This is a genomic window from Phenylobacterium sp. (assembly GCF_036821595.1).
Lineage (GTDB): Bacteria > Pseudomonadota > Alphaproteobacteria > Caulobacterales > Caulobacteraceae > Phenylobacterium.
This window is the reverse complement of sequence record NZ_DAISJG010000012.1, coordinates 74,099-93,126: the sequence shown is the minus strand read 5'-3', so window position 1 is coordinate 93,126 and position 19,028 is coordinate 74,099. Positions and strand designations below refer to the sequence as shown.

Here is a 19,028-nt window from a genome sequence, read left to right as displayed (position 1 = left end):
CTCCCCCGCCGCCCGTGAGCCCGCCGACCACCTCGACCGGCATGACGCTGACCTCCGGCAAGTACGGGGACGTGCTCGTCGGCGGCGCCGGGAACGACACCCTGACCGCGGGTCAGGGGCCGGACCAGCTCACCGGCGGCGCCGGGGCCGACACCTTCGCGCTGAAGGCGCTTCCCTGGAACGCAGGCCGCATCAAGGACTTCCAGGTGGGCGTCGACCGCCTGGAGCTGCAGGCCCTGCCCAACCGCGACGCCATCACCTTCGAAAGCGACGGTGCCGGCGGCACAAGGGTGCTCCTCGACGTGGACGGGGCGGGCGGCCAGTGGCCGTACCATGTGGTCACCCTGGACGGCGTCTCCACCGCCGGCCTGACCGCAGCCAAGCTGTTCGGCGAGGGCGGGTCGACGTCCGAGCCGCCGCCGCCGCCGCCGCCGCCGCCCTCGACGGGCGGGGTGGCGCTGGTCTCCAAGACCTACGGCGACGTGCTGACGGGCGGGAGCGGGAACGACACCCTGACAGCGGGCCAGGGGCCGGACCGGCTGACCGGCGGCGCAGGCGCCGACCACTTCGACTTCGACGCCCTGCCGTGGAACGCCGGCCGGGTGACGGACTTCCAGACGGGCGTGGACAAGCTGGACCTCACCGGGCTCGCGTCCGCCTACATGGGCGGCGACGTGATGCGCGACCTGACCTTCGTCTCCGACGGCGCGGGCGGCACGAAGGTGATGCTGGACGCCGACGGCCCCTGGGGCGGCCAGTGGCCCACCCACATCGTCACCCTGGAGGGCGTCGCGCCCACCAGCCTGACCCGCGCCGACTGGCTGTTCTGACGTGACCGGTGGGACTGCCCAATCTTTGGGCAGTCCCACCACGGCGAGTCGATTGGGGCTCCGCTCCCGCCGTCCAGGCGTTAGGGTCTGACTGGACCTTCAACGTTGAAGAGGATCGGCGGGGCGTGGCGAGGGACGAGCAGGCGATCGACGTCCGGGTCCCGACCCTATCGCCCTATGACGAGATGCGCGCGCCCGACGGAGAGGTCAGGGCGCACTACGCCGCGCTCGCCACGCGCCTGGAGACCCTGAGCGCCCAGGACCTGGCCGAGCGTCAGAGGACGCTGGAGCGGTTCTTCCTGCTGCAAGGGATCACCTTCACGGTCTACGGCGCCGAGAGCACCACCGAGCGGATCATCCCCACTGACCTCCTGCCCCGGATCATCGCCGCCCAGGAATGGGCGACCATCGAGGCGGGGCTGACCCAGCGCCTGAAGGCGCTGAACATGTTCCTCGCCGACATCTACGCCGAGCAGCAGATCCTGATGGACGGGGTCGTGCCCCGCGACCTCGTGCTGTCCGCGCCCTCCTACCGGCGCGAGATGCAGAATCTCTACGTGCCGCACCAGGCCTACGCCAACGTCTGCGGTTCGGACCTGATCCGCCAGCCGGATGGCGCCTTCGCCGTGCTCGAGGACAACCTGCGCGTCCCTTCGGGCGTCTCCTACATGCTGGCCAACCGGGAAGCGTCGAAGCGTGTGTTCCCCGGGACCTTCCGCGGCGCGGGCGTGCGGCCGATCGACCGCTACCCCGACCTGCTGCTCTCGACGCTGAAGAGCATGGCGGCGGACTGGCGGCCGAACCCGCAGGTCGTGGTGCTGACGCCGGGCGTCTACAACTCCGCCTACTTCGAGCACGCCTACCTCGCCCGGCTGATGGGCGCGCCCCTGGTGGAGGGCCGCGACCTCGTGGTGCACGACAACATGGTCTACATGCGGACCACCACCGGCCTGCGCCGGATCGACGTGATCTACCGGCGCGTGGACGATGACTTCATCGACCCCCTCACCTTCCGGCGGGACTCCGGGCTCGGCGCCGCCGGCCTGTTCAACGCCTACCGGGCCGGCAATGTGGTGATCTGCAACGCGCCGGGGACCGGCGTGGCGGACGACAAGGCGGTCTACGCCTATGTGCCGGATATCATCCGCTACTACCTGAGCGAGGAGCCGATCCTCCCCAACATCGAAACCTACCTGTGCCGCGAGCCGAGCCAGCTCGGCCACGTGCTGGCCAACCTCGACAAGCTGGTCGTCAAGGCGGTGGGCGCGTCCGGCGGCTACGGCATGCTGGTGGGCCCGCACTCCACCCGCGCCGAGCGCGAGACCTTCGCCGAGGCCGTGAAGGCCGATCCCGACAACTACATCGCCCAGCCGACCATCCAGCTCTCCACGGCGCCCTGCCTGATCGATTCCGCCATCGAACCCCGGCACGTGGACCTGCGGCCCTTCATCCTGTCGGGCGAGAAGATCGTGGTCACCCCCGGCGCCCTGACCCGTGTGGCGCTCCGCAAGGGGTCGCTGGTGGTCAACTCCAGCCAGGGCGGCGGCTCGAAGGACACCTGGGTGCTCGCCGAAGGCCAGGAGGGGCCGCTCGCATGATGCTCGCTCGGGTCGCCGACAGCCTCTACTGGATCGGCCGCTACGTGGAGCGCGCCGAGCACATGGCGCGCCTGTCCGACGTCATGCTCAACGCCACCCTGGACCGCTCGGACGCCGCCACCCAGGTGGCGCGGATCGCGCTTTCCGCCGTGGGCGACCTGGACCCGGCCAAGGCCCAGAACCCCTACGAGGCGGCACTGGCCCTGGTGCTGGACCGCGAGGATCCCGGCTCCATCGCCACCTCGCTGGCCCGGGCGCGGGAGAACGCCCGTCAGGTGCGCGACCAGATCACCACCGAGACCTGGGAGCGGCTCAACCTTGTCCACCTGCGGATGAGCGATCCCAAGGCGGCGCGCACCTTCCGGGACGGCTCCCAGCTCTTCCTGCACGACACCATCGCCGACCTGCACCTGTTCAAGGGGGCGGCCGACGCCACCATGAGCCACGGCGAGGGCTGGCGGTTCCTGCTGCTCGGCGTCCACCTGGAGCGGGCGCAGCTGATCGGCGGCCTTCTGGAGGTCTGCTTCGGCGACGGGCGGCGCAAGCCCATCTCCGACCACTTCGCCCTGACCAGCCTGCTGCGGATGAGCTGCGCCCTGGAACCCTACCTGCGGGTCTACACCGCCGACATGCAGCCGCGCTTCATCCTGGAGTTCCTGCTGCTGGACGAGGACTTCCCGCGCTCCCTGCGGTTCTGCACGGCCCGCATCGAGGAGCACCTGGCCGGCGTCAGCGGCCATGTGGAGTCCGGCCACACCAGCCCGGACCGCCTGGCCGGACGCCTGCGCGCGCGCCTGCAGTACGCCGATATGGACGAGATCCTGGCCCAGGGGGCCAGCGCCTTCATCAGCAGCGTGCTGGAAGAGTGCGCCGCCATCCACCGGACGATCTACGAGACCTTCGTCGCCTATCCCCTCGAACAGCGCCTGCCGGCCTGAAGGACGACCGCCGTGCTCCTCGAAGTCCGCCATGTGACGCAGTACCAGTACGACGAGCCCGTGCGGGAAAGCGTCATGGAGCTGTGGATGCAGCCCCAGCGCAGCCACAGCCAGCGCCTCGTGAGCTTCGACCTGGAGCTAGAGCCGGCGGCCAAGCTGTTCTCCTACGCCGACCCCTTCGGCAACGCGGTCTACCATTTCGACGTGCCCCAACCTCACGACCGGCTGACCATCACCGCCCGGTCGGCGGTGGAGACCGCCGTCCCCACGCCCCTGCCGGACGCCCTGGACATGGGCGAGTGGGACCGGCTGCGCGCCGACTTCGTGCAGGGCGACTGCTTCGAGTTCCTGCGACCGCACGGGTTCGCCCGCGACAGCGAGCACCTGCACGTCTTCCTCGAGGAGCACGGCCTGCATCGCCTGCGGGCGCGCGATCCGCTGAGCGCGGTCCGCGAGCTCTCCGCCGGCATCTACGAGGCGTTCGAGTACGAGGCCGGGGTCACCCGCGCCGACAGCCCCATCGACCATGTCCTGGAGGCCCGCAAGGGCGTCTGCCAGGACTTCGCCCACGTGATGATCGCGGTCTGCCGGTCCTGGGGGATCCCGGCGCGCTACGTCTCGGGCTACCTGTTCACCGACCGCGACCACGACCGTTCGGACCCGGACGCCACCCACGCCTGGGTGGAGGTGTTCCTGCCCAGCCTGCGCTGGATCGGTTTCGACCCGACCAACAACATCGAGACCGGCGAGCGGCACATCGCGTGCGCCATCGGCCGCGACTACTCCGACGTGCCGCCGTCGCGCGGCGTCTACAAGGGCGAGGCGGAGAGCCGGCTGGCGGTGGGCGTCAGCGTGCGCCGGGCCCGGGCGGCGCTCAGCGAGCCGGAGTTCCTGCGCATGAGCCAGGCCGCGGCCACGGCGCGCGACGGCCGCCGCCGCGCGTCCATGAGCGCGCTCGTCGAACAGCAGCGCCAGCAGCAGCAACAGCAGTAGGAAGGGCGCTGCGGCGGGAGAGCGCTCTTACGAAAACGCTCTGACCCACGGTCCGGACTGGGGCCGAGAGTGGCGCGCCCGAGGGCCGTCGTAGCCCGCCGCAGCGCCCCCAATCTAGGAGGCCGCGGGCGTCGCCGCTAGGCGTAGACGCGGGCGATGGCGGCGACGGCCGCTTCGGCCTCTGCGCGGTCGGGCTGCTCGTTCGCGTCGTCGTACCCCCAGCTCTCGTCCGGCCCGGTCTGCTGGATGACGATCCCGTCGCGGCGACCGAGCATGAAGACGCCGTCGTAGACCAGGCCGTAGTTCACCTCCGGCTGCGGGATCAGCCAGGCGATCTGGCCGCGGACCGGAACCAGGCTCTCGTCCTTCCACAGGGCGCGGGCGCCGTAGCCGGTGCAGTTGATGATCGCCCGCTGCTTCAGGCTTGTGAGGTCCGCGGGGGCGTGGAACTCCGCAGTCTCGATCCGTCCGCCGTTCTGCAGGAACTCGGCGGTCAGGACGCGGGCGTACTCGGCGATGTTGAACATCGGCAGCGAGGCCCGCCGCGCATAGGCCGTCGGGAAGGGGTGGCTGCCGGGCGGCAGGGACTCCATCGGCGGCGTCAGGTCGCGCACCCAGCCGCCGTAATGGGCGAAGCCCACCGGGTCGGCGCGGCCCGACGGCGGCGCGTCGGAGAGCACGTAGCGGTCGATCCACTCGATGGGCGAGCCGGGCAGGCCCAGGTAGCTCTGGAACATGCGGAAGGAGGACCGGGTCATCTCCTCCCAGAGCGCCGGGAACTCGGGCGGCGCCGCGGCGGCCGTGGCGATCCGCGAATCCGGCGACCAGACGCCGGTCGCCCTGGCCGAACGGACGTCGGGCATCCGCTCCTTCGCATAGATGGTAACGCTCGCCCCGGCCCGCTGGGCGACCACCGCGGCCGTGAGGCCAAGCGCCCCGCAGCCGATCACCGCGATGTCGCGCGCGCCGGCCGAGAGCGCCTTCCTCACCGCGACCATCCCCGAGCCCCAGGAGAGCGACCAGCCGCTGCCGCCGTGGCCGTAGTTGTGGACGACGAGCTTGTCGCCCACCGTCTCCGTGTCCAGCCGGGGCCCCGCGGCGCGGAACGGCCGGAGGCAGACGGTGATGTTCATGATCCGCCCGGGACGGGCGTCCACCCGGGCGAGCGGCGGAACCGGCCTGAAGGCGGGCTTCGTCGCGGGCGGCGGAGCCGCCCCCGTGGCGCAGCCGCCGAGGGTGAAGAGGCCCGCCGCGGACGCCTGCCTGAGGAATGCGCGCCGCGCGGGCCGCTCCGCCGTTTCGTACGCCACCTTGGCCATCCCCCCTGATCCGCCCGGCCAAGGGCTAGCACAGGGGACGCATCGGTCCAGGGGAACCCTGCTGCGGGCTGACGGCGGCGGCGCACTGCGCTAGGCCTTGCGTCTCCCACGGGCGCCGTCCGCCACTGGACAGCGCAGCCTGCGTCGCGAGGCCGAAGATGATCCGCCGCACAACCGTCCTGCTGCTGTCGGTCGCCCTGGCCGCGCTCGGCGCCTGCGAGCGGCCCGCGGACACCGGGCCGGCGGCCGCCCCCGCCCCCACGCCGATCGTGGCGGCGCCGGCCGGCGGAGCGCCAAGCTCCTTCGCCCCGATCGTGAAGCAGGTGTCGCCGGCGGTGGTCTCGATCGACACCCTGGCGCTGGGCGCCGCGCCCGGCGACTGGCTGGGCCAGCTCCCGCCGGGCCTGGGCGCGGTCCCAGTGCGGCGGGGCGCCGGCAGCGGCTTCATCATCAGCGCCGACGGCTATGTCGTGACGAACAACCACGTGGTCGAGGGGGCCCAGCAGGTGGTGGTGGCGCTCGCCGACGGCCGGCAGTTCCCCGCCCGGCTGGTGGGCCGCGACCCGCCCACGGACCTCGCGGTGCTGAAGATCGACGCCCGCGGCCTGCCGTTCGTGAGCTTCGCGGCCTCGGCCCTGCCGGAGGTCGGCGACTGGGTGGTCGCGGTGGGCAATCCGTTCGGCCTGGGCGGCACGGCGACGGCCGGCATCGTCTCGGCGCACGGCCGCGAGATCGGCGAAGCCTACGTCAGCTACCTGCAGATCGACGCGCCGATCAACAGCGGCAACTCGGGCGGGCCGTCCTTCGACCTGCAGGGGCGCGTCGTGGGCGTGAACACGGCCATCTTCTCCCCTACCGGCGGCTCGGTCGGGATCGGCTTCGCGATTCCCGCGGACCTGGCCGAGAACGTCACCCGCCAGCTGATCCGCGCCGGCCGGGTGACCCGCGGCTACCTGGGCGTCGGCGTCGCCGACCTGACGCCGGCCATCGCCTATCAGCTGGGCGCCCAGGGCCAGCGCGGCGCGGTGATCGCCACCGTCGAGCGGGGCGGCCCGGCGGCGGGCGCCCTCCAGCCGGGCGACATCGTCACGGCGGTCGGGGGCGACTCGATCACTGGCGCCGGCGGCCTGACGCGGGCGATCGCCAGCGCCCAGCCGGGCTCCGGCCTGACGCTGAGCGTGATCCGCGACCGGCAGCGCCGCGAGGTGACGGTGAAGGTCGCCAGCCGGCCCGAGAACCTGGCGTCCTGATTGGTAGGCCGGGTGAGGATCGAACTCACGACCATTCGATTAAAAGTCGAATGCTCTACCACTGAGCTACCGGCCCGCGACGCGGGAGGGCCGTTGCAGGGGCCGCCCGGGCGAAGCGGCGCGGACCCTAGGCGGCGAGCCCCGCGCGCGCAAGGGCGACTCTCCGCCTTAACAGCGCCACAGGCGAAGCTAGGATGCCCGCCGATGCGATACGCCGCCCTCCCCGCCCTGATCCTCGCCGCCGCGACGCTCGCCGCCTGCGCCACCGTCGGCCCCGGCGGCAAGGTGCAGACCCGCAAGGAGGCGACGAGCGAGAACATGACCGGCGCCGTCTCCGCGCCGCTGCGCGACCTGAACGTCCTGCGCTCAAAGATTCCGGAGGTCCTGCTCCGCGCCCTGGCCGACCCGTACGAGCGGCCCCCGAACGCGCGCTGCCAGACGCTGATCGCCCTGGTGCAGCCGCTGGACCAGGCGCTGGGCGCCGACCTCGACCAGCCCGCGGCCGGCGAGGACGACCTGCTCACCCGCGAGACCGCCTACGGCGCCGTCGCCAGCGTCGCCAGCGACGCCATCCCGTTCCGCGGCTGGGTCCGGAAGCTGACGGGGGCGGAGCGCCACGACGCCCTGGTGCAGGCGGCGATCACCGCCGGCGGGGTGCGGCGGGCCTATCTGAAGGGGCTGGGCGAGGCGCGCGGGTGCAAGCCGCCGGCCACCCCCAGCCACCTGAAGACCGGCAGCCCCATCATCAACCAGGGCGGTGGGCTCAAGCCGCGGTATCCGACCCGGCAGCCCGGGACCTGAAGTCCCGCCGGAACTGCTCCAGCCGGCCCTCGGCAATGGCGTCGCGCATGGCGGCCATCAGGGCCTGGAAGAAGGCGATGTTGTGCCAGGAGAGCAGCACCTGGCCGAGGATCTCGTCGGCCTTCACCAGGTGGTGCAGATAGGCCTTGGCGTAGTCCCGGCTGGCGGGCACGTCGCTCGTCGGGTCGAGCGGCGCGTCGTCCTCGGCGAAGCGGGCGTTCTTCAGGTTGATCGGACCCTCCCAGGTCCAGGCCTGGCCGTGGCGGCCCGAACGGGTCGGCAGGACGCAGTCGAACATGTCCACCCCGCGCGCCACGGCCTCCACGAGGTCGATCGGCTTGCCGACGCCCATCAGGTAGCGCGGCCGGTCGGCGGGCAGCATGGCGGGCGCGAAGTCGAGCACCTCCACCATGGCCTCGTGGCCTTCGCCTACGGCCAGGCCGCCGATGGCGTAGCCGTCGAACCCGGTCTCGATCAGCCGCTCGGCCGATTCGCGGCGCAGGTGCTCCGCCGTGCCGCCCTGCTGGATGCCGAACAGGGCCTGGCTATCGCGTTCTCCGAACGCGTTCCGCGAACGCGTTCCCCAGCGGGCGGAGAGCCGCATCGCCTCGGCCACCTCCGCTTCCGGCGCCGGCAGGCCGACCAGCTGGTCGAGCTGCATCACGATGTCGGAGCCCAGCAGGTCGGCCTGGATCTCGATGGAGCGCTCGGGGCTGAGCACGTGCCGCGAGCCGTCCAGGTGACTCTGGAAGGTCACCGCCTCCTCCGTGACCTTCGAGATCTTCGACAGCGACATCACCTGGAAGCCGCCGGAATCGGTGAGGATCGGCTTCTCCCAGCGCATGAACCGGTGCAGGCCGCCCAGACGCGCCACCCGCTCCGCGGTCGGGCGGAGCATCAGGTGGTAGGTGTTGCCCAGGATGATGTCGGCGCCGGCGGCGGTCACCTGGTCGACGGTCAGCGCCTTGACCGTCCCGACGGTGCCCACGGGCATGAAGGCCGGCGTGCGGATGTCGCCGCGGGGCGTGGAGAGCACGCCGGTGCGCGCCTTGCCGTCGGTGGCGTGGATGGCGAAGGGAAACGCGGCCATCAGGCCCTCCAGAGCAGGGACGAGTCCCCGTAGGAATAGAATCGGTAGCCCGTGGCGATGGCGTGGGCGTAGGCGGCTCGCATGGTCTCGAGCCCCGCGAACGCCGAGACCAGCATGAACAGCGTCGACTTCGGCAGGTGGAAGTTGGTCATCAGGCCATCCGCCGCGCGGAAGCGGTAGCCGGGGGTGATGAAGATCGCGGTCTCGTCCATGAACGGCCGCACGACGCGGTCCTCGCCGGTCGCCGATTCCAGCAGGCGCAGCGAGGTGGTGCCGACGCAGACGATCCGGCCGCCGGCGGCGCGCACGGCGTTCAGGCGGTCCGCGGTGGCGGCGTCCACCTCGCCCCATTCCGCATGCATCCGGTGCTCGGAGAGGTTCTCGGTCTTCACCGGCAGGAAGGTGCCCGCGCCCACGTGCAGGGTGACGAAGGCGGTCCCGACCCCGGCCGCCTCCAGCCGCGCGAACAGCTCGGGGGTGAAGTGCAGGCCGGCGGTGGGCGCGGCCACCGAGCCGTCCTCCTCGGCGTAGACCGTCTGGTAGTCGGCGCGGTCCCGGCCGTCCTCGCCCCGCTTGGCGGCGATGTAGGGGGGAAGCGGCATGGCTCCGCGCTCGGCGATCGCCGCATCGAGGTCGGGGCCGGCCAGGTCGAAGGCCAGCGTGACCTCCCCGCCCTCCCCCTTGGCCTTCACCGTGGCGTCGAGCGCGCCCAGGAAGCAGGCGCGGTCGTCGGTCTCGCCGAACGAGACCCGGTCGCCCGGCGCGAGCCGCTTGCCGGGCCGCATGAAGGCGGTCCAGGCGCTGGGGGAGAGGCGCTTGTGCAGGGTCGCCTCCACGGCGACCCGACTGTCCTCGCGCATGCGCACGCCCTTCAGCCGAGCGGGAATCACCCGGGTGTCGTTCAGGACCAGGACGTCGCCGGCGCGGAGTTGGCCCGGCAGGTCGCGCACCTGCAGGTCCTGGAACGGACGGCCCGGCTCCACCACCAGCAGGCGCGCGGAATCGCGCGGGCTCGCGGGGCGGAGCGCGATGCGGTCCTCAGGAAGATCGAAGTCGAAATCGGCCAGCTGCATGGAGGTGGGCTCAAGGCCATGCGGCCGCAGTCGCGTCAAGCGACAGGCGTGCTAGAGGCGGGACATGGGTTTCGTGCGACTCGCGCTGGGCGTGCTCCTCGCCCTGCCGCTGTTCCTGCTGGCCGCGCTCTGCGCCGGGGCGGCCGTCGCCGCCCACTTCGGCCGCACGAGCCTGCAGTGGGACCTCCTGGCTCATTTCGCGCCGCTCTGGCTGGCGGGGGCCCTGGCGGGCGCCCTGGGGGGCCTGTTCTTCCGCGGCTACGCCCGGGCCCTGATCGTCAGCATGGGCGCGGTGGGCGTCGCCGCGGCGGGCCTGCTGATGGCGCCGGAGTACCTGCGCGACACAGGGCCAAGGGCCGGGCCGGACGCGCCCGGACAGCTGAAGCTCATCCAGTTCAATATCTGGCACGACAGCGACGGCTTCGAGCGCTCCGTGGACTGGCTCATCGCCCAGGACCCCGACATCGTGGTGATCGAGGAGTCCCGGCCAGAGGTCCGGCGGATGATCGCCGAGAGGACCGACTGGCACGCCACCTGCGCGGAGTGCGAGACGGTGATCTACAGCCGCGCCGCGCCGATCCGGCAGGGTTCGCCCCGCGTGCCGGGCGCGCCGGGGCCGCTCACCCGCGCGATCTTCGAGGACGCCCGTGGCCGCTACACCGTGATCGGGGTCCACTACGCATGGCCGACCGACCCGCAGGACCAGCAGCCGCAGGAGCGGCGGCTGGCACGCGTGCTGGGCGAGACCGACCGGGCGCGGACGATCGTGGCCGGGGACTTCAACTCCGCGCCCTGGTCCTTCTCCCGCCGTCGCTGGGACGCCGAGTTCGGGGTGATCCGTCGCGACCGGGCGCTCTTCTCCTGGCCGGCCCTGCAATACAAGCGGCTCCCGTGGCTGGGGATCTTCCCCTTCCTGCCGATCGACCACGTCTACGCCGGCTCCGACTGGGCGACGGTGAAGGTGGAGCGCGGGCCGCGCCTGGGCTCCGACCACTATCCGGTGCTGGTCACCCTAGCGCCTGTCGCGCGGCGCTGAGGGCGGCCTCGAACCGCGCCCGCTCGGCGGCGTGATCGGCCTCCAGCCCCTCCAGCTCCCGGTCGATCCGGGCGCGCTGCTCCTCGAGCCGCCCGCAGGCCTTGTGGTGAGCGGCGTCGAGGGCGGCGAGGCGCTTCTCCAGGTCGGCGACCTTCTTCAGGGCCGCCTTCGAGGGCCCGGCGGGCTTCGCCGTCTTCGGCGCCTTGAGCTTCGCCAGCTCGCCGCGCGTGCCGGCGGGCCGGCGCAGCACCTCGCCGGGCTTTGCCGTGGCGGCCTTCACGAGGTCCGGATCGTCGGTCTCGCGGGCGTTGCCCGTCTTGAACAGGTCCTGGTGGCTGCCCCAGGCGGCGAGCGCCTTGGCCTTCGAGCTCACCGCCACGACGTAGTCGGTGAGCCCGTCGGAGGTCACGAACACCTTGAGGCGCGCCGCCATCCCTACCTCAGCGTCTCGAGCTCCCGCGCAAGGTTGGCCCGCGCACGGGGCTCCCGCGCCGCCCGGAAGTCCGGGTCGGGGAAGATAACCGGCGCGTCCAGGAAGCGTTGCAGCACGCGCGCCCGGCCGGCCCGCCACAGCGGCTCCGGCACATGGGCGTACTCCTCCCGAACGGCGCGGGCGTAGGCGTCGTAGGCGGACGGCGCCTCGGAGAGGACGGCGAGGTCGATGGAGACCAGGACCGCGCCCAGCCGGTCGCCGTTCTCCACCTCGTGGCCGGCCGTCAGGCGGATGAGGCGCGCAACCTCGTCCACCTCGCCCGGCGAGGCGCCCAGCGCAGGAAGCTCGCGCCGGGCGAGCGCGGCGCTGCGCGCCTCGTTGTCCGAGGCCGTGGGGTCATAGACGGCGTCGTGCCACCAGATCGCCCAGCCGAGCACGCGCCGGTCGGCGTCGCCCAGGCCCGGCCAGGCGTCCAGAAGGTCCAGGCAGGCGTCAATATGCGCCTGGCTGTGGTAGCGCCGCTGCGGCTCGGCGTAAGCCGTCCTAAGGGAGGACGTCGGCGCCGTTCTCAACGTCGGCGGCCACCTTCATGGAGACGATCTTGCCGGGCGCGCGCGGCGGCTCGCCCTTGGGCAGGGCGTCCACGTGGTCCATGCCCGAGACCACCTCGCCCCACACCGTGTACTGGCGGTCCAGGAAGGTGGCGTCGTCGAAGCAGATGAAGAACTGGCTGTTGGCCGAGTTCGGGTTTGGCGTGCGGGCCATGGAGCAGACGCCGCGCACGTGGTGGGCGTCGGAGAACTCCGCCTTGAGGTTCGGCCTGTCCGAGCCGCCCGAGCCGGTGCCGGTCGGGTCGCCGCCCTGGGCCATGAAGCCGGGGATCACCCGGTGGAACACGACGCCGTCGTAGAAGCCTTCGCGCGCCAGCTCCTTGATCCGGCTCACGTGGCCCGGCGCCAGGTCGGGGCGGAGCTTGATGACCACCGGCCCGCTCTCCAGCGTCATGATCAGGAAGTCTTCGGGATCTTGGGCCATCACTTCACCTCTACCGGAATGGTCACGTCGCAGGCCGTAAAGTCGGCCCCCTTCAGCGCGCGGACGCGCGCGATCTCGGCCTTGAACCAGGCGCCCTGCGGGTCGATCACCCGGACCTTCGGCCGGCTCGCCTCAGGCAAATCGGCGAGCACGCGGACGCGTTCCATGCGGTCCTGCGGCTCGGCCACGGGCTCGCCCACCTTGATCGACCGCACGGCGTCCTGGCCGGAGATCACCCGGCCCCAGGCCGTGTAGCGCTTCTCGAGCGAGGGATAGGCCTCCCGCATCAGGAAGAACTGGCTGTTGGCGGTGTCCTCGCCCTGGCCGCGGGCCATGCCGGCGACGCCGGGGCAGTAGAGGGCCCAGCCGGCCACCTTCTGGTCCCGGGTCATCGGCGCCAGCATCATCGACTGGGTCATCACCGGCAGGGACTTGATGAAGCCCACCTCCGCCACCGCCTGGTCGGCGGCCAGCACGAAGGGCGCGTCGGCGCCGCGGCGGAACATGAACTCGGCGGCGATGTCCGGCTTGGAGGAGCCGCCCTGGCCGTTGTTCTGCGGATCGCCCGTCTGGGCCATGAAGTTGTCGAGCACCCGGAAGAAGGTCAGGCCGTCGTAGAGCCCTTCGCGGGTGAGCTCCCGGATCCGCTGCACGTGATTGGGCGCCACCTCGGAGATCATCTCCACGATGACCCGGCCCTTGTTGGTGTCGATGACCAGCAGGTCGTTCGGATCGGGCGTCCGCCAGTCGGCGGCGGTCGGGGCGGCGGGCTTTGGCGGGGCGGCCGGCGCGGCGGCCCTCGTCTGGGCCGCGGCCGAGGTGGCGAGCGCGGCCAGGGCGGCCGCCAGCAGGAGGGATCGTCTCATGGGCGCAGTCCTAGCCCAGCCGGCGGGCCGAGGTCTATGCGCGGCCGACCTTCTCCAGGAGGCGGTCCTTCACCCCGTCGCTGACGAACTTGGTGACGTCGCCGCCAAGGATGGCGATCTCCTTCACCAGCTTCGAGGCGATGGCCTGGTGGCGCGGGTCGGCCATCAGGAACACGGTCTCGATGTCGCGATCGAGCTGCTGGTTCATGGCCGTCATCTGGAACTCGAACTCGAAGTCGGCCACGGCGCGCAGGCCCCGGACGATGACGCCGGCTCCGACCTCGCGGGCGAAGTGCATGGTGAGTCCCTCGAACGGCTGGACCACGATCTCGGCGCGGTTGCGGAGCGGGGCCACGGCCTCCTCCACGATCGCCACCCGTTCCTCGAGAGTGAACAAGGGTCCCTTGCCGGCGTTGATCGCCACGCCCAGGACCAGCTTGTCCACCAGCTTCACGGCCCGACCGATGATGTCGGTGTGCCCGTTGTGGATGGGATCGAACGTACCCGGATAGAGCCCGATGCGGGTCATGCGCCTTGGTCCCCCAACTACCCGCCTTCGCCTTTCGCCGTGGACCGCGGTTCTGGCAAGCCCAAACTTCCGTGAGGCGAGTGGACGGCGACGGCCCTAGGCCTCGCCGCCGGCCTCGTCTTCCGGACCTCCCGCAACGTCACCCTCGACCTCATCCGCCTCGTCCTCGCCGGTGTCGGCCAGGCGCTCCACGGAGACGACATGCTCGTCCTGGTGCTTGCGGAAGATGATCACGCCCTGGGTGTTGCGGCCGGCGAGCCGGACCTGCCTCACCGGGATGCGGATCAGCTGGCCCTGGTCGCTGACCAGCAGGATCTGATCGGTCTCGTCCACCGGGAAGGAGCCGGCGAGCTTGCCCCCGCGCTTTGTGAGGTCCTGGGCCAGCAGGCCCTGGCCGCCGCGGCCCGTGCGCCGGAACTCGTAGGCGCTGGTGCGCTTGCCGAAGCCTTCGGTGGAGACGGTGAGGATGATCTCCTCGCTGGCGCCCAGTTCGGCGATCCGCTCGGGGCTGAGGGCGGCCTCGCCTTCCCCGGCCTCGCCGTCGTCCTCCTCCGGCGCGGCGGTCTCCTCGCCCTCCTCGGCCTCGCCGGTGGCGATGCGCATCGCCTTGGCGTGCTTCAGGTAGGCGGCGCGTTCGGCGGGCGTCGCCGGGACCGAGCGCAGGATGGCCATGGAGATGACGCTGTCGCCCTCGGCCAGGCGCACGCCGCGGACGCCGGTGGAATCGCGGCCGGCGAACACCCGGACCTCCTCCGTGGCGAAGCGGATGCAGCGGCCCATCGCGGTGGTCAGCAGGATGTCGTTCTGGCCGGCGTTGCAGACGCCCACGCCGATGATCGCGTCACCCTCGTCGAGCTTCATGGCGATCTTGCCGTTGCGGCGGATGTCCACGAAGTCCGACAGCTTGTTGCGCCGGACGTTGCCGGAGCGGGTGGCGAACATGACGTCGTACTGGTCCCAGCTCGCCTCGTCCTCCGGCAGGGCCAGGATGGAGGTGATGCTCTCGCCGGGCTCGATGGGCAGCAGGTTGACGAAGGCCTTGCCGCGGCTGGTCGGCGTGCCGAGCGGCAGGCGCCAGACCTTCAGCTTGTAGGCCTTGCCGCCCGAGGAGAAGAACAGCATCGGCGTGTGGGTGTTGGCGGAGAACACCCGGGTGACGGCGTCCTCCTCCTTGGTCGCCATGCCCGAGCGGCCCTTACCGCCCCGGTGCTGCGTCCGGTAGGTGGTGAGCGGGGTGCGCTTGACGTAGCCGCCGTGGGTGACGGTGATCACCATCTCCTCGCGGGCGATCAGGTCCTCGTCCTCGACGTCGGCGTCGCCTTCGACGATCTCGGTGCGGCGCGGCACGGCGAACTGGTCGCGGACCGCCACCAGCTCCTCGCGCACGATGCCCATGACCCGCTCGCGGCTGGCCAGGATCTCCAGGTGGCCCTGGATGGTCCCGGCGAGTTCGGTCGCCTCGCCGAAGATCTCGTCGCGGCCGAGGCCGGTGAGGCGCGACAGGGTCAGCGCCAGGATGGCGCGGGCCTGCTCGTCGGTCAGGCGGATGCGGCTGCCGTCCACGACCACGGTGCGCGGGTCGGCGATCAGCTCGACCAGCGGCAGCATGTCGCCCGCCGGCCAGTCGCGGGCGACCAGCCGCTCGCGGGCCTCGGTGGGGTCCTTCGACGAACGGATGATGTGGATGAACTCGTCGATGTTGGCGACGGCGATCGCCAGGCCGACCAAGACGTGGCCGCGGTCGCGGGCCTTGGAGAGCTCGAACTTGGTACGGCGGACCACCACCTCTTCGCGGAAGTCCACGAAGGCGGTGATCATCTCGCGCAGGCCCATCTGCTCGGGCCGGCCGCGGTTCAGCGCCAGCATGTTGACCCCGAACGAGGACTGCAGCGGCGTGTAGCGGTAGAGCTGGTTGAGGATCACCTCGGCCGAGGCGTCGCGCTTCATCTCGATGACGACGCGCATGCCGTCGCGGTCGGACTCGTCGCGCAGGTCGGCGACGCCCTCGATCCGCTTCTCGCGAACCAGTTCGGCGATGCGCTCGACCAGCGCGGCCTTGTTCACCTGGTAGGGGATCGAGTGGATGACGATCGCCTCGCGGTCCTTGCGGAGCTCCTCGATCGAGGCCTTGCCGCGCATGACCACCGAGCCGCGGCCCGACATCAGGGCGTTGCGCGCGCCGGTGCGGCCGATGATCTCGCCACCGGTCGGGAAGTCCGGCCCGGGCACGATGTCCAGGAGGTCGTCGAGCCCGATCTCAGGGTTGTCGATATAGGCCAGGCAGGCGTCGACCACCTCGCCGAGGTTGTGCGGCGGGATGTTGGTGGCCATGCCGACGGCGATGCCGCCGGCGCCGTTGACCAGCAGGTTGGGGATGCGCGACGGCAGGACCACCGGCTCCTGCTCTGAGCCGTCGTAGTTGTCCTTGAAGTCGACCGTGTCCTTGTCGAGGTCCGCGAGGATGGCCATCGCGGCCCGGGTCATGCGGCTTTCGGTGTAGCGCATGGCCGCCGGCGGATCGTTGTCCACCGAGCCGAAGTTCCCCTGGCCGTCGATCAGCAGCAGGTTCATCGAGAACGGCTGCGCCAGGCGGACCATGGTGTCGTAGATCGCGACGTCGCCGTGCGGGTGATACTTACCCATCACGTCCCCGACCACCCGGGCGGACTTCACATAGCCGCGGTCCGGGGTGTGCCCCTGCTCGTTCATCGAGAACAGGATGCGCCGGTGCACTGGCTTGAGGCCGTCGCGGACGTCAGGCAAGGCGCGGCTGACGATCACGCTCATGGCGTAGTCGAGGTAGCTGCGCTTCAGCTCGTCTTCGATGGCGATAGGGGCGACGCCCCCGCGCCGGTCGTCCGGTGGGGTGGTGTTCTGGTCGGTCAAGGGAGGGAATTCGCCGTGAGAATCGGACAGTTACGTAGGGATTGTTGTTAGCATTTGCGAGCGGGCTAAGCCAACTCTCGCGCGGGCGCGCACGCGAGGCCATAGAGCCGCGCCCAACAGCCGCCGTGACCTCCGTGGCGCGAGCCAGTAGGTTTCCGGCCATGCCTCTGTCCCCCGGCGAGCCCGGCCCCTGGTTCACGGCGCCGACGCCGTCCAACCCCGAGTACGTGTTCGACACGGTGGCGGGCCGCTATGTGCTGCTGGTCTTCCTCCCGGCCGACCCGGCCGCGGCCGGCCCGGTGCTCAAGGCGGTGGCGGCGCGCCAGCGGCTGTTCGACGACGTGCGCGCCTCGGCCTTCGTGGTGGTGCGCGGGGACGCCCTGCCGGCCGGCGCCCAGGACGTGCGCGGCCTGCGCTGGGTGCTGGACCGCGACGGAACGGTGGCCCGGCTCTACGAGGCGGTGGAGCCGGACGGGAGCGAGCGGCCGCGCTGCGTGGTCCTCGACCCGACCCTGAGGGTGCTCGGGGTGACGCCGGCGGCCAAGGTCGAGGGGGCGCTGGACTACGTCGGTCGCCTGCCGCCGCCCGCCGAACACGCGGGCGTCCCGCTCCATGCGCCGGTGCTGATCCTGCCGCGCGTGTTCGAGCCGGAGCTGTGCCGGGAGCTGATCGCCTTGCACGAGGTTGGCGGCGGCCAGTTCACCGGCGTCATGCGCGACCGGGGCGACCGGACCGTCATGGTCATGGACGAGCTGAAGAAGCGCCGGGACATCTTCCTCCGCGACCCTGCCCTGCAGGCGCCGATCCGGGAGCGCATCGAGCGCCGGGTCTTCCCGCAGATCGAGCGGGCGATGGGCTTCCGGTGCACGCGCATCGAGCGCTACCTGGTCAGCTGCTACGACGCCTCCGATGAGGGCGTTTTCCACGCCCACCGCGACAACACCACCTTCGGCACCGCGCACCGCGCCTTCGCCTGCTCGATCAACCTCAACGACGACTTCGAGGGCGGCGACGTGAGGTTCCCGGAGTTCGGCCCGGCCACCTACCGGCCGCCCCTTGGCGGCGCGGTGGTCTTCGCCTGCGGCCTGCTGCACGAGGTCACGCGGGTCACCCGGGGGCGGCGCTACGCCTTCCTGCCGTTCTATTACGACGAGGCCGGGGCCTCGGTGCTGGCCGCCTACGAGGCGCGGACCGGGCAGCGGCTGGAGCCGGCCGGATGATCGCGCCCCTGCCCCGCGGCCTGACGGTGGGCGACACCGCCCCCCACTTCGTCTGCCCCGCGCCGGGCAACCCGGCCTACGGCTTCGGCGCCGTGGCCGGCCGCTACGTGCTCCTGGGCTTCCTGCCCGAGGACCCGGCGGTGCGCGAGGCGGCGGTCCGGGCGATCGAGGCCGAGCGGGCCCGCTTCGACGACCTGACGCTCACCGCCTTCCTGGTGATCCGCGACGCGCCGTCGATCGCCCGGGCGCAGAATCGCCTGCCGGGCCTGCGCTGGTTCCTCGACGGCGACGGGGCGGTGAGCCGGCTCTACGGCGCGCTGGACGGGGACGGGCGCGAGGAGGGGCTCTGGTTCCTGCTTGATCCGGCCCTGCGGGTGATAGCGGCGGCGCCCATGACCGAAACCGAGGCTGTCTTCCGGCAGGTCGCCGCCCTGCCCCCGCCCGCCGAGCACGCCGACGCGCCGCTGGTGGCGCCGGTGCTGATCGTGCCCCGGGTGCTGGAGCCCGAGCTCTGCCAGCGCCTGATAGACTACTACGACGCCCGCGGCGGCGAGCTATCGGGGGTGATGCGCGACGTGGACGGCCGCACGGTGGGCGTGCTGGACGAGATGAAGCGGCGGCGGGACGTCCATGTCGAGGACGCGGCCCTGCGGCGCGACCTGATGCTGCGGCTGCATCGCCGGCTCTCGCCGGAGATCCTGAAGGCCTACAGCTTCCGCGCCACGCGCCTCGAGCGCTACCTCGTCGCCTGCTACGACGCGACCGACGGCGGCTACTTCCGGCCCCACCGCGACAACACCACGCTCGGAACGGCGCACCGGAAGTTCGCGGTCTCGATCAACCTCAACGCGGAGACGTTCGAGGGAGGCGACCTGCGCTTTCCCGAGTTCGGCCCACGGACCTACCGGCCGCCGACCGGCGGGGCCGTCGTGTTCGCCTGCGGCCTGCTGCACGAGGCGACTCCGGTCACCAGGGGCCGACGCTACGCCTTCCTACCCTTCCTCTACGACGAGGCCGGCGAGCGCCTGCGCGACGCGAACAGGGCCCACGTCGCTGAAGAGCCGGCCGGGTCAGCGGCGGTTCAGGCGGCGGAGGCCAGTTTTGCGCCCGAATGACGTGTTAAAGGGCTTG

The 19,028-nt window shown here is 71.7% G+C and carries 18 protein-coding genes and 1 tRNA gene; 9 read left to right on the top strand and 10 right to left on the bottom strand.

Annotated elements, in window-relative coordinates; genetic code table 11:
• From V7Z97_RS08755 to V7Z97_RS08740, 4 genes are all read left to right on the top strand, one after another.
• On the top strand, positions 1-830 hold an 830-nt coding region (locus V7Z97_RS08755; RefSeq protein WP_442958022.1), incomplete at its 5' end, for a M10 family metallopeptidase C-terminal domain-containing protein.
• A 185-nt stretch (positions 831-1,015) separates the two neighbouring features.
• Positions 1,016-2,428, top strand: coding sequence for a circularly permuted type 2 ATP-grasp protein (locus V7Z97_RS08750; protein WP_334162837.1), 1,413 nt, complete (start codon positions 1,016-1,018; stop codon positions 2,426-2,428).
• Positions 2,425-3,366: an alpha-E domain-containing protein gene (locus V7Z97_RS08745; protein ID WP_334162830.1), complete on the top strand. Its 942-nt coding sequence runs from the start codon at positions 2,425-2,427 to the stop codon at positions 3,364-3,366. The genes V7Z97_RS08750 and V7Z97_RS08745 overlap by 4 nt, the downstream gene beginning before the upstream one ends.
• A 12-nt stretch (positions 3,367-3,378) precedes the next feature.
• Positions 3,379-4,359, top strand: a complete 981-nt coding sequence (locus V7Z97_RS08740) for a transglutaminase family protein (protein ID WP_334162829.1) — start codon at positions 3,379-3,381, stop codon at positions 4,357-4,359.
• Positions 4,360-4,496: 137 nt separating this feature from the next.
• Here the strand turns inward: V7Z97_RS08740 and V7Z97_RS08735 are convergent, their stop codons facing one another.
• The gene (locus V7Z97_RS08735; RefSeq protein WP_334162828.1) at positions 4,497-5,678 is read right to left on the bottom strand and encodes an FAD-dependent oxidoreductase; all 1,182 of its coding nucleotides are present in this window, start codon (positions 5,676-5,678) and stop codon (positions 4,497-4,499) included.
• Between the two features lie 158 nt (positions 5,679-5,836).
• Here V7Z97_RS08735 and V7Z97_RS08730 point away from each other — a divergent pair, with 158 nt between their 5' ends.
• A complete protein-coding gene (locus V7Z97_RS08730) occupies positions 5,837-6,928 on the top strand; it encodes a S1C family serine protease (RefSeq protein WP_334162827.1) in 1,092 nt (363 codons plus the stop codon).
• Between the two features lies 1 nt (position 6,929).
• On the opposite strand, the gene V7Z97_RS08725 is transcribed toward V7Z97_RS08730, so the two are convergent.
• Positions 6,930-7,004: transfer RNA gene (locus V7Z97_RS08725), tRNA-Lys, on the bottom strand.
• A gap of 128 nt (positions 7,005-7,132) precedes the next feature.
• Here V7Z97_RS08725 and V7Z97_RS08720 point away from each other — a divergent pair.
• The gene (locus V7Z97_RS08720) at positions 7,133-7,729 is read left to right on the top strand and encodes a hypothetical protein (RefSeq protein ID WP_334162826.1); all 597 of its coding nucleotides are present in this window, start codon (positions 7,133-7,135) and stop codon (positions 7,727-7,729) included.
• Here V7Z97_RS08720 and tgt read toward each other — a convergent pair.
• Both tgt and queA read right to left on the bottom strand, forming a co-directional pair.
• Positions 7,692-8,819, bottom strand: a complete 1,128-nt coding sequence (gene tgt, locus V7Z97_RS08715) for a tRNA guanosine(34) transglycosylase Tgt (RefSeq protein ID WP_334162824.1) — start codon at positions 8,817-8,819, stop codon at positions 7,692-7,694. The two genes, V7Z97_RS08720 and tgt, sit on opposite strands and share 38 nt — an antisense overlap.
• Positions 8,819-9,892: a tRNA preQ1(34) S-adenosylmethionine ribosyltransferase-isomerase QueA gene (gene queA, locus V7Z97_RS08710; protein WP_334162823.1), complete on the bottom strand. Its 1,074-nt coding sequence runs from the start codon at positions 9,890-9,892 to the stop codon at positions 8,819-8,821. The genes tgt and queA overlap by 1 nt, the downstream gene beginning before the upstream one ends.
• Before the next feature lie 64 nt (positions 9,893-9,956).
• On the opposite strand from queA, the gene V7Z97_RS08705 reads away from it, so the two are divergent.
• Positions 9,957-10,928: an endonuclease/exonuclease/phosphatase family protein gene (locus V7Z97_RS08705; protein ID WP_334162822.1), complete on the top strand. Its 972-nt coding sequence runs from the start codon at positions 9,957-9,959 to the stop codon at positions 10,926-10,928.
• Here V7Z97_RS08705 and V7Z97_RS08700 read toward each other — a convergent pair.
• From V7Z97_RS08700 to gyrA, 6 genes are all read right to left on the bottom strand, one after another.
• On the bottom strand, positions 10,900-11,361 hold the full coding sequence (locus V7Z97_RS08700) for a hypothetical protein (protein WP_334162821.1): 462 nt from the start codon (positions 11,359-11,361) through the stop codon (positions 10,900-10,902). The two genes, V7Z97_RS08705 and V7Z97_RS08700, sit on opposite strands and share 29 nt — an antisense overlap.
• Before the next feature lie 2 nt (positions 11,362-11,363).
• On the bottom strand, positions 11,364-11,933 hold the full coding sequence (locus V7Z97_RS08695) for an HD domain-containing protein (protein WP_334162819.1): 570 nt from the start codon (positions 11,931-11,933) through the stop codon (positions 11,364-11,366).
• Positions 11,905-12,396 (bottom strand): peptidylprolyl isomerase, encoded by a 492-nt coding sequence (locus V7Z97_RS08690; protein WP_334162817.1) that lies wholly within the window; start codon positions 12,394-12,396, stop codon positions 11,905-11,907. The genes V7Z97_RS08695 and V7Z97_RS08690 overlap by 29 nt, the downstream gene beginning before the upstream one ends.
• Entirely contained in the window at positions 12,396-13,262 is an 867-nt protein-coding gene (locus V7Z97_RS08685; RefSeq protein WP_334162816.1) for a peptidylprolyl isomerase, read from the bottom strand. Before V7Z97_RS08685 ends, V7Z97_RS08690 begins: the two co-directional genes overlap by 1 nt.
• Before the next feature lie 34 nt (positions 13,263-13,296).
• Positions 13,297-13,791 carry a pantetheine-phosphate adenylyltransferase gene (coaD, locus tag V7Z97_RS08680; protein WP_334162813.1) on the bottom strand — a complete coding sequence of 165 codons (495 nt, stop codon included), beginning with the start codon at positions 13,789-13,791 and terminating at the stop codon, positions 13,297-13,299.
• Positions 13,792-13,887: 96 nt separating this feature from the next.
• Positions 13,888-16,677 carry a DNA gyrase subunit A gene (gene gyrA, locus V7Z97_RS08675; protein ID WP_334162811.1) on the bottom strand — a complete coding sequence of 930 codons (2,790 nt, stop codon included), beginning with the start codon at positions 16,675-16,677 and terminating at the stop codon, positions 13,888-13,890.
• 161 nt (positions 16,678-16,838) lie between these two features.
• Between gyrA and V7Z97_RS08670 the strand changes: the two genes are divergently transcribed.
• Both V7Z97_RS08670 and V7Z97_RS08665 read left to right on the top strand, forming a co-directional pair.
• Positions 16,839-17,897, top strand: coding sequence for a 2OG-Fe(II) oxygenase (locus V7Z97_RS08670; protein WP_334162809.1), 1,059 nt, complete (start codon positions 16,839-16,841; stop codon positions 17,895-17,897).
• A complete protein-coding gene (locus V7Z97_RS08665; RefSeq protein ID WP_334162807.1) occupies positions 17,894-19,012 on the top strand; it encodes a 2OG-Fe(II) oxygenase family protein in 1,119 nt (372 codons plus the stop codon). The genes V7Z97_RS08670 and V7Z97_RS08665 overlap by 4 nt, the downstream gene beginning before the upstream one ends.
• Positions 19,013-19,028 lie beyond the last annotated feature (16 nt).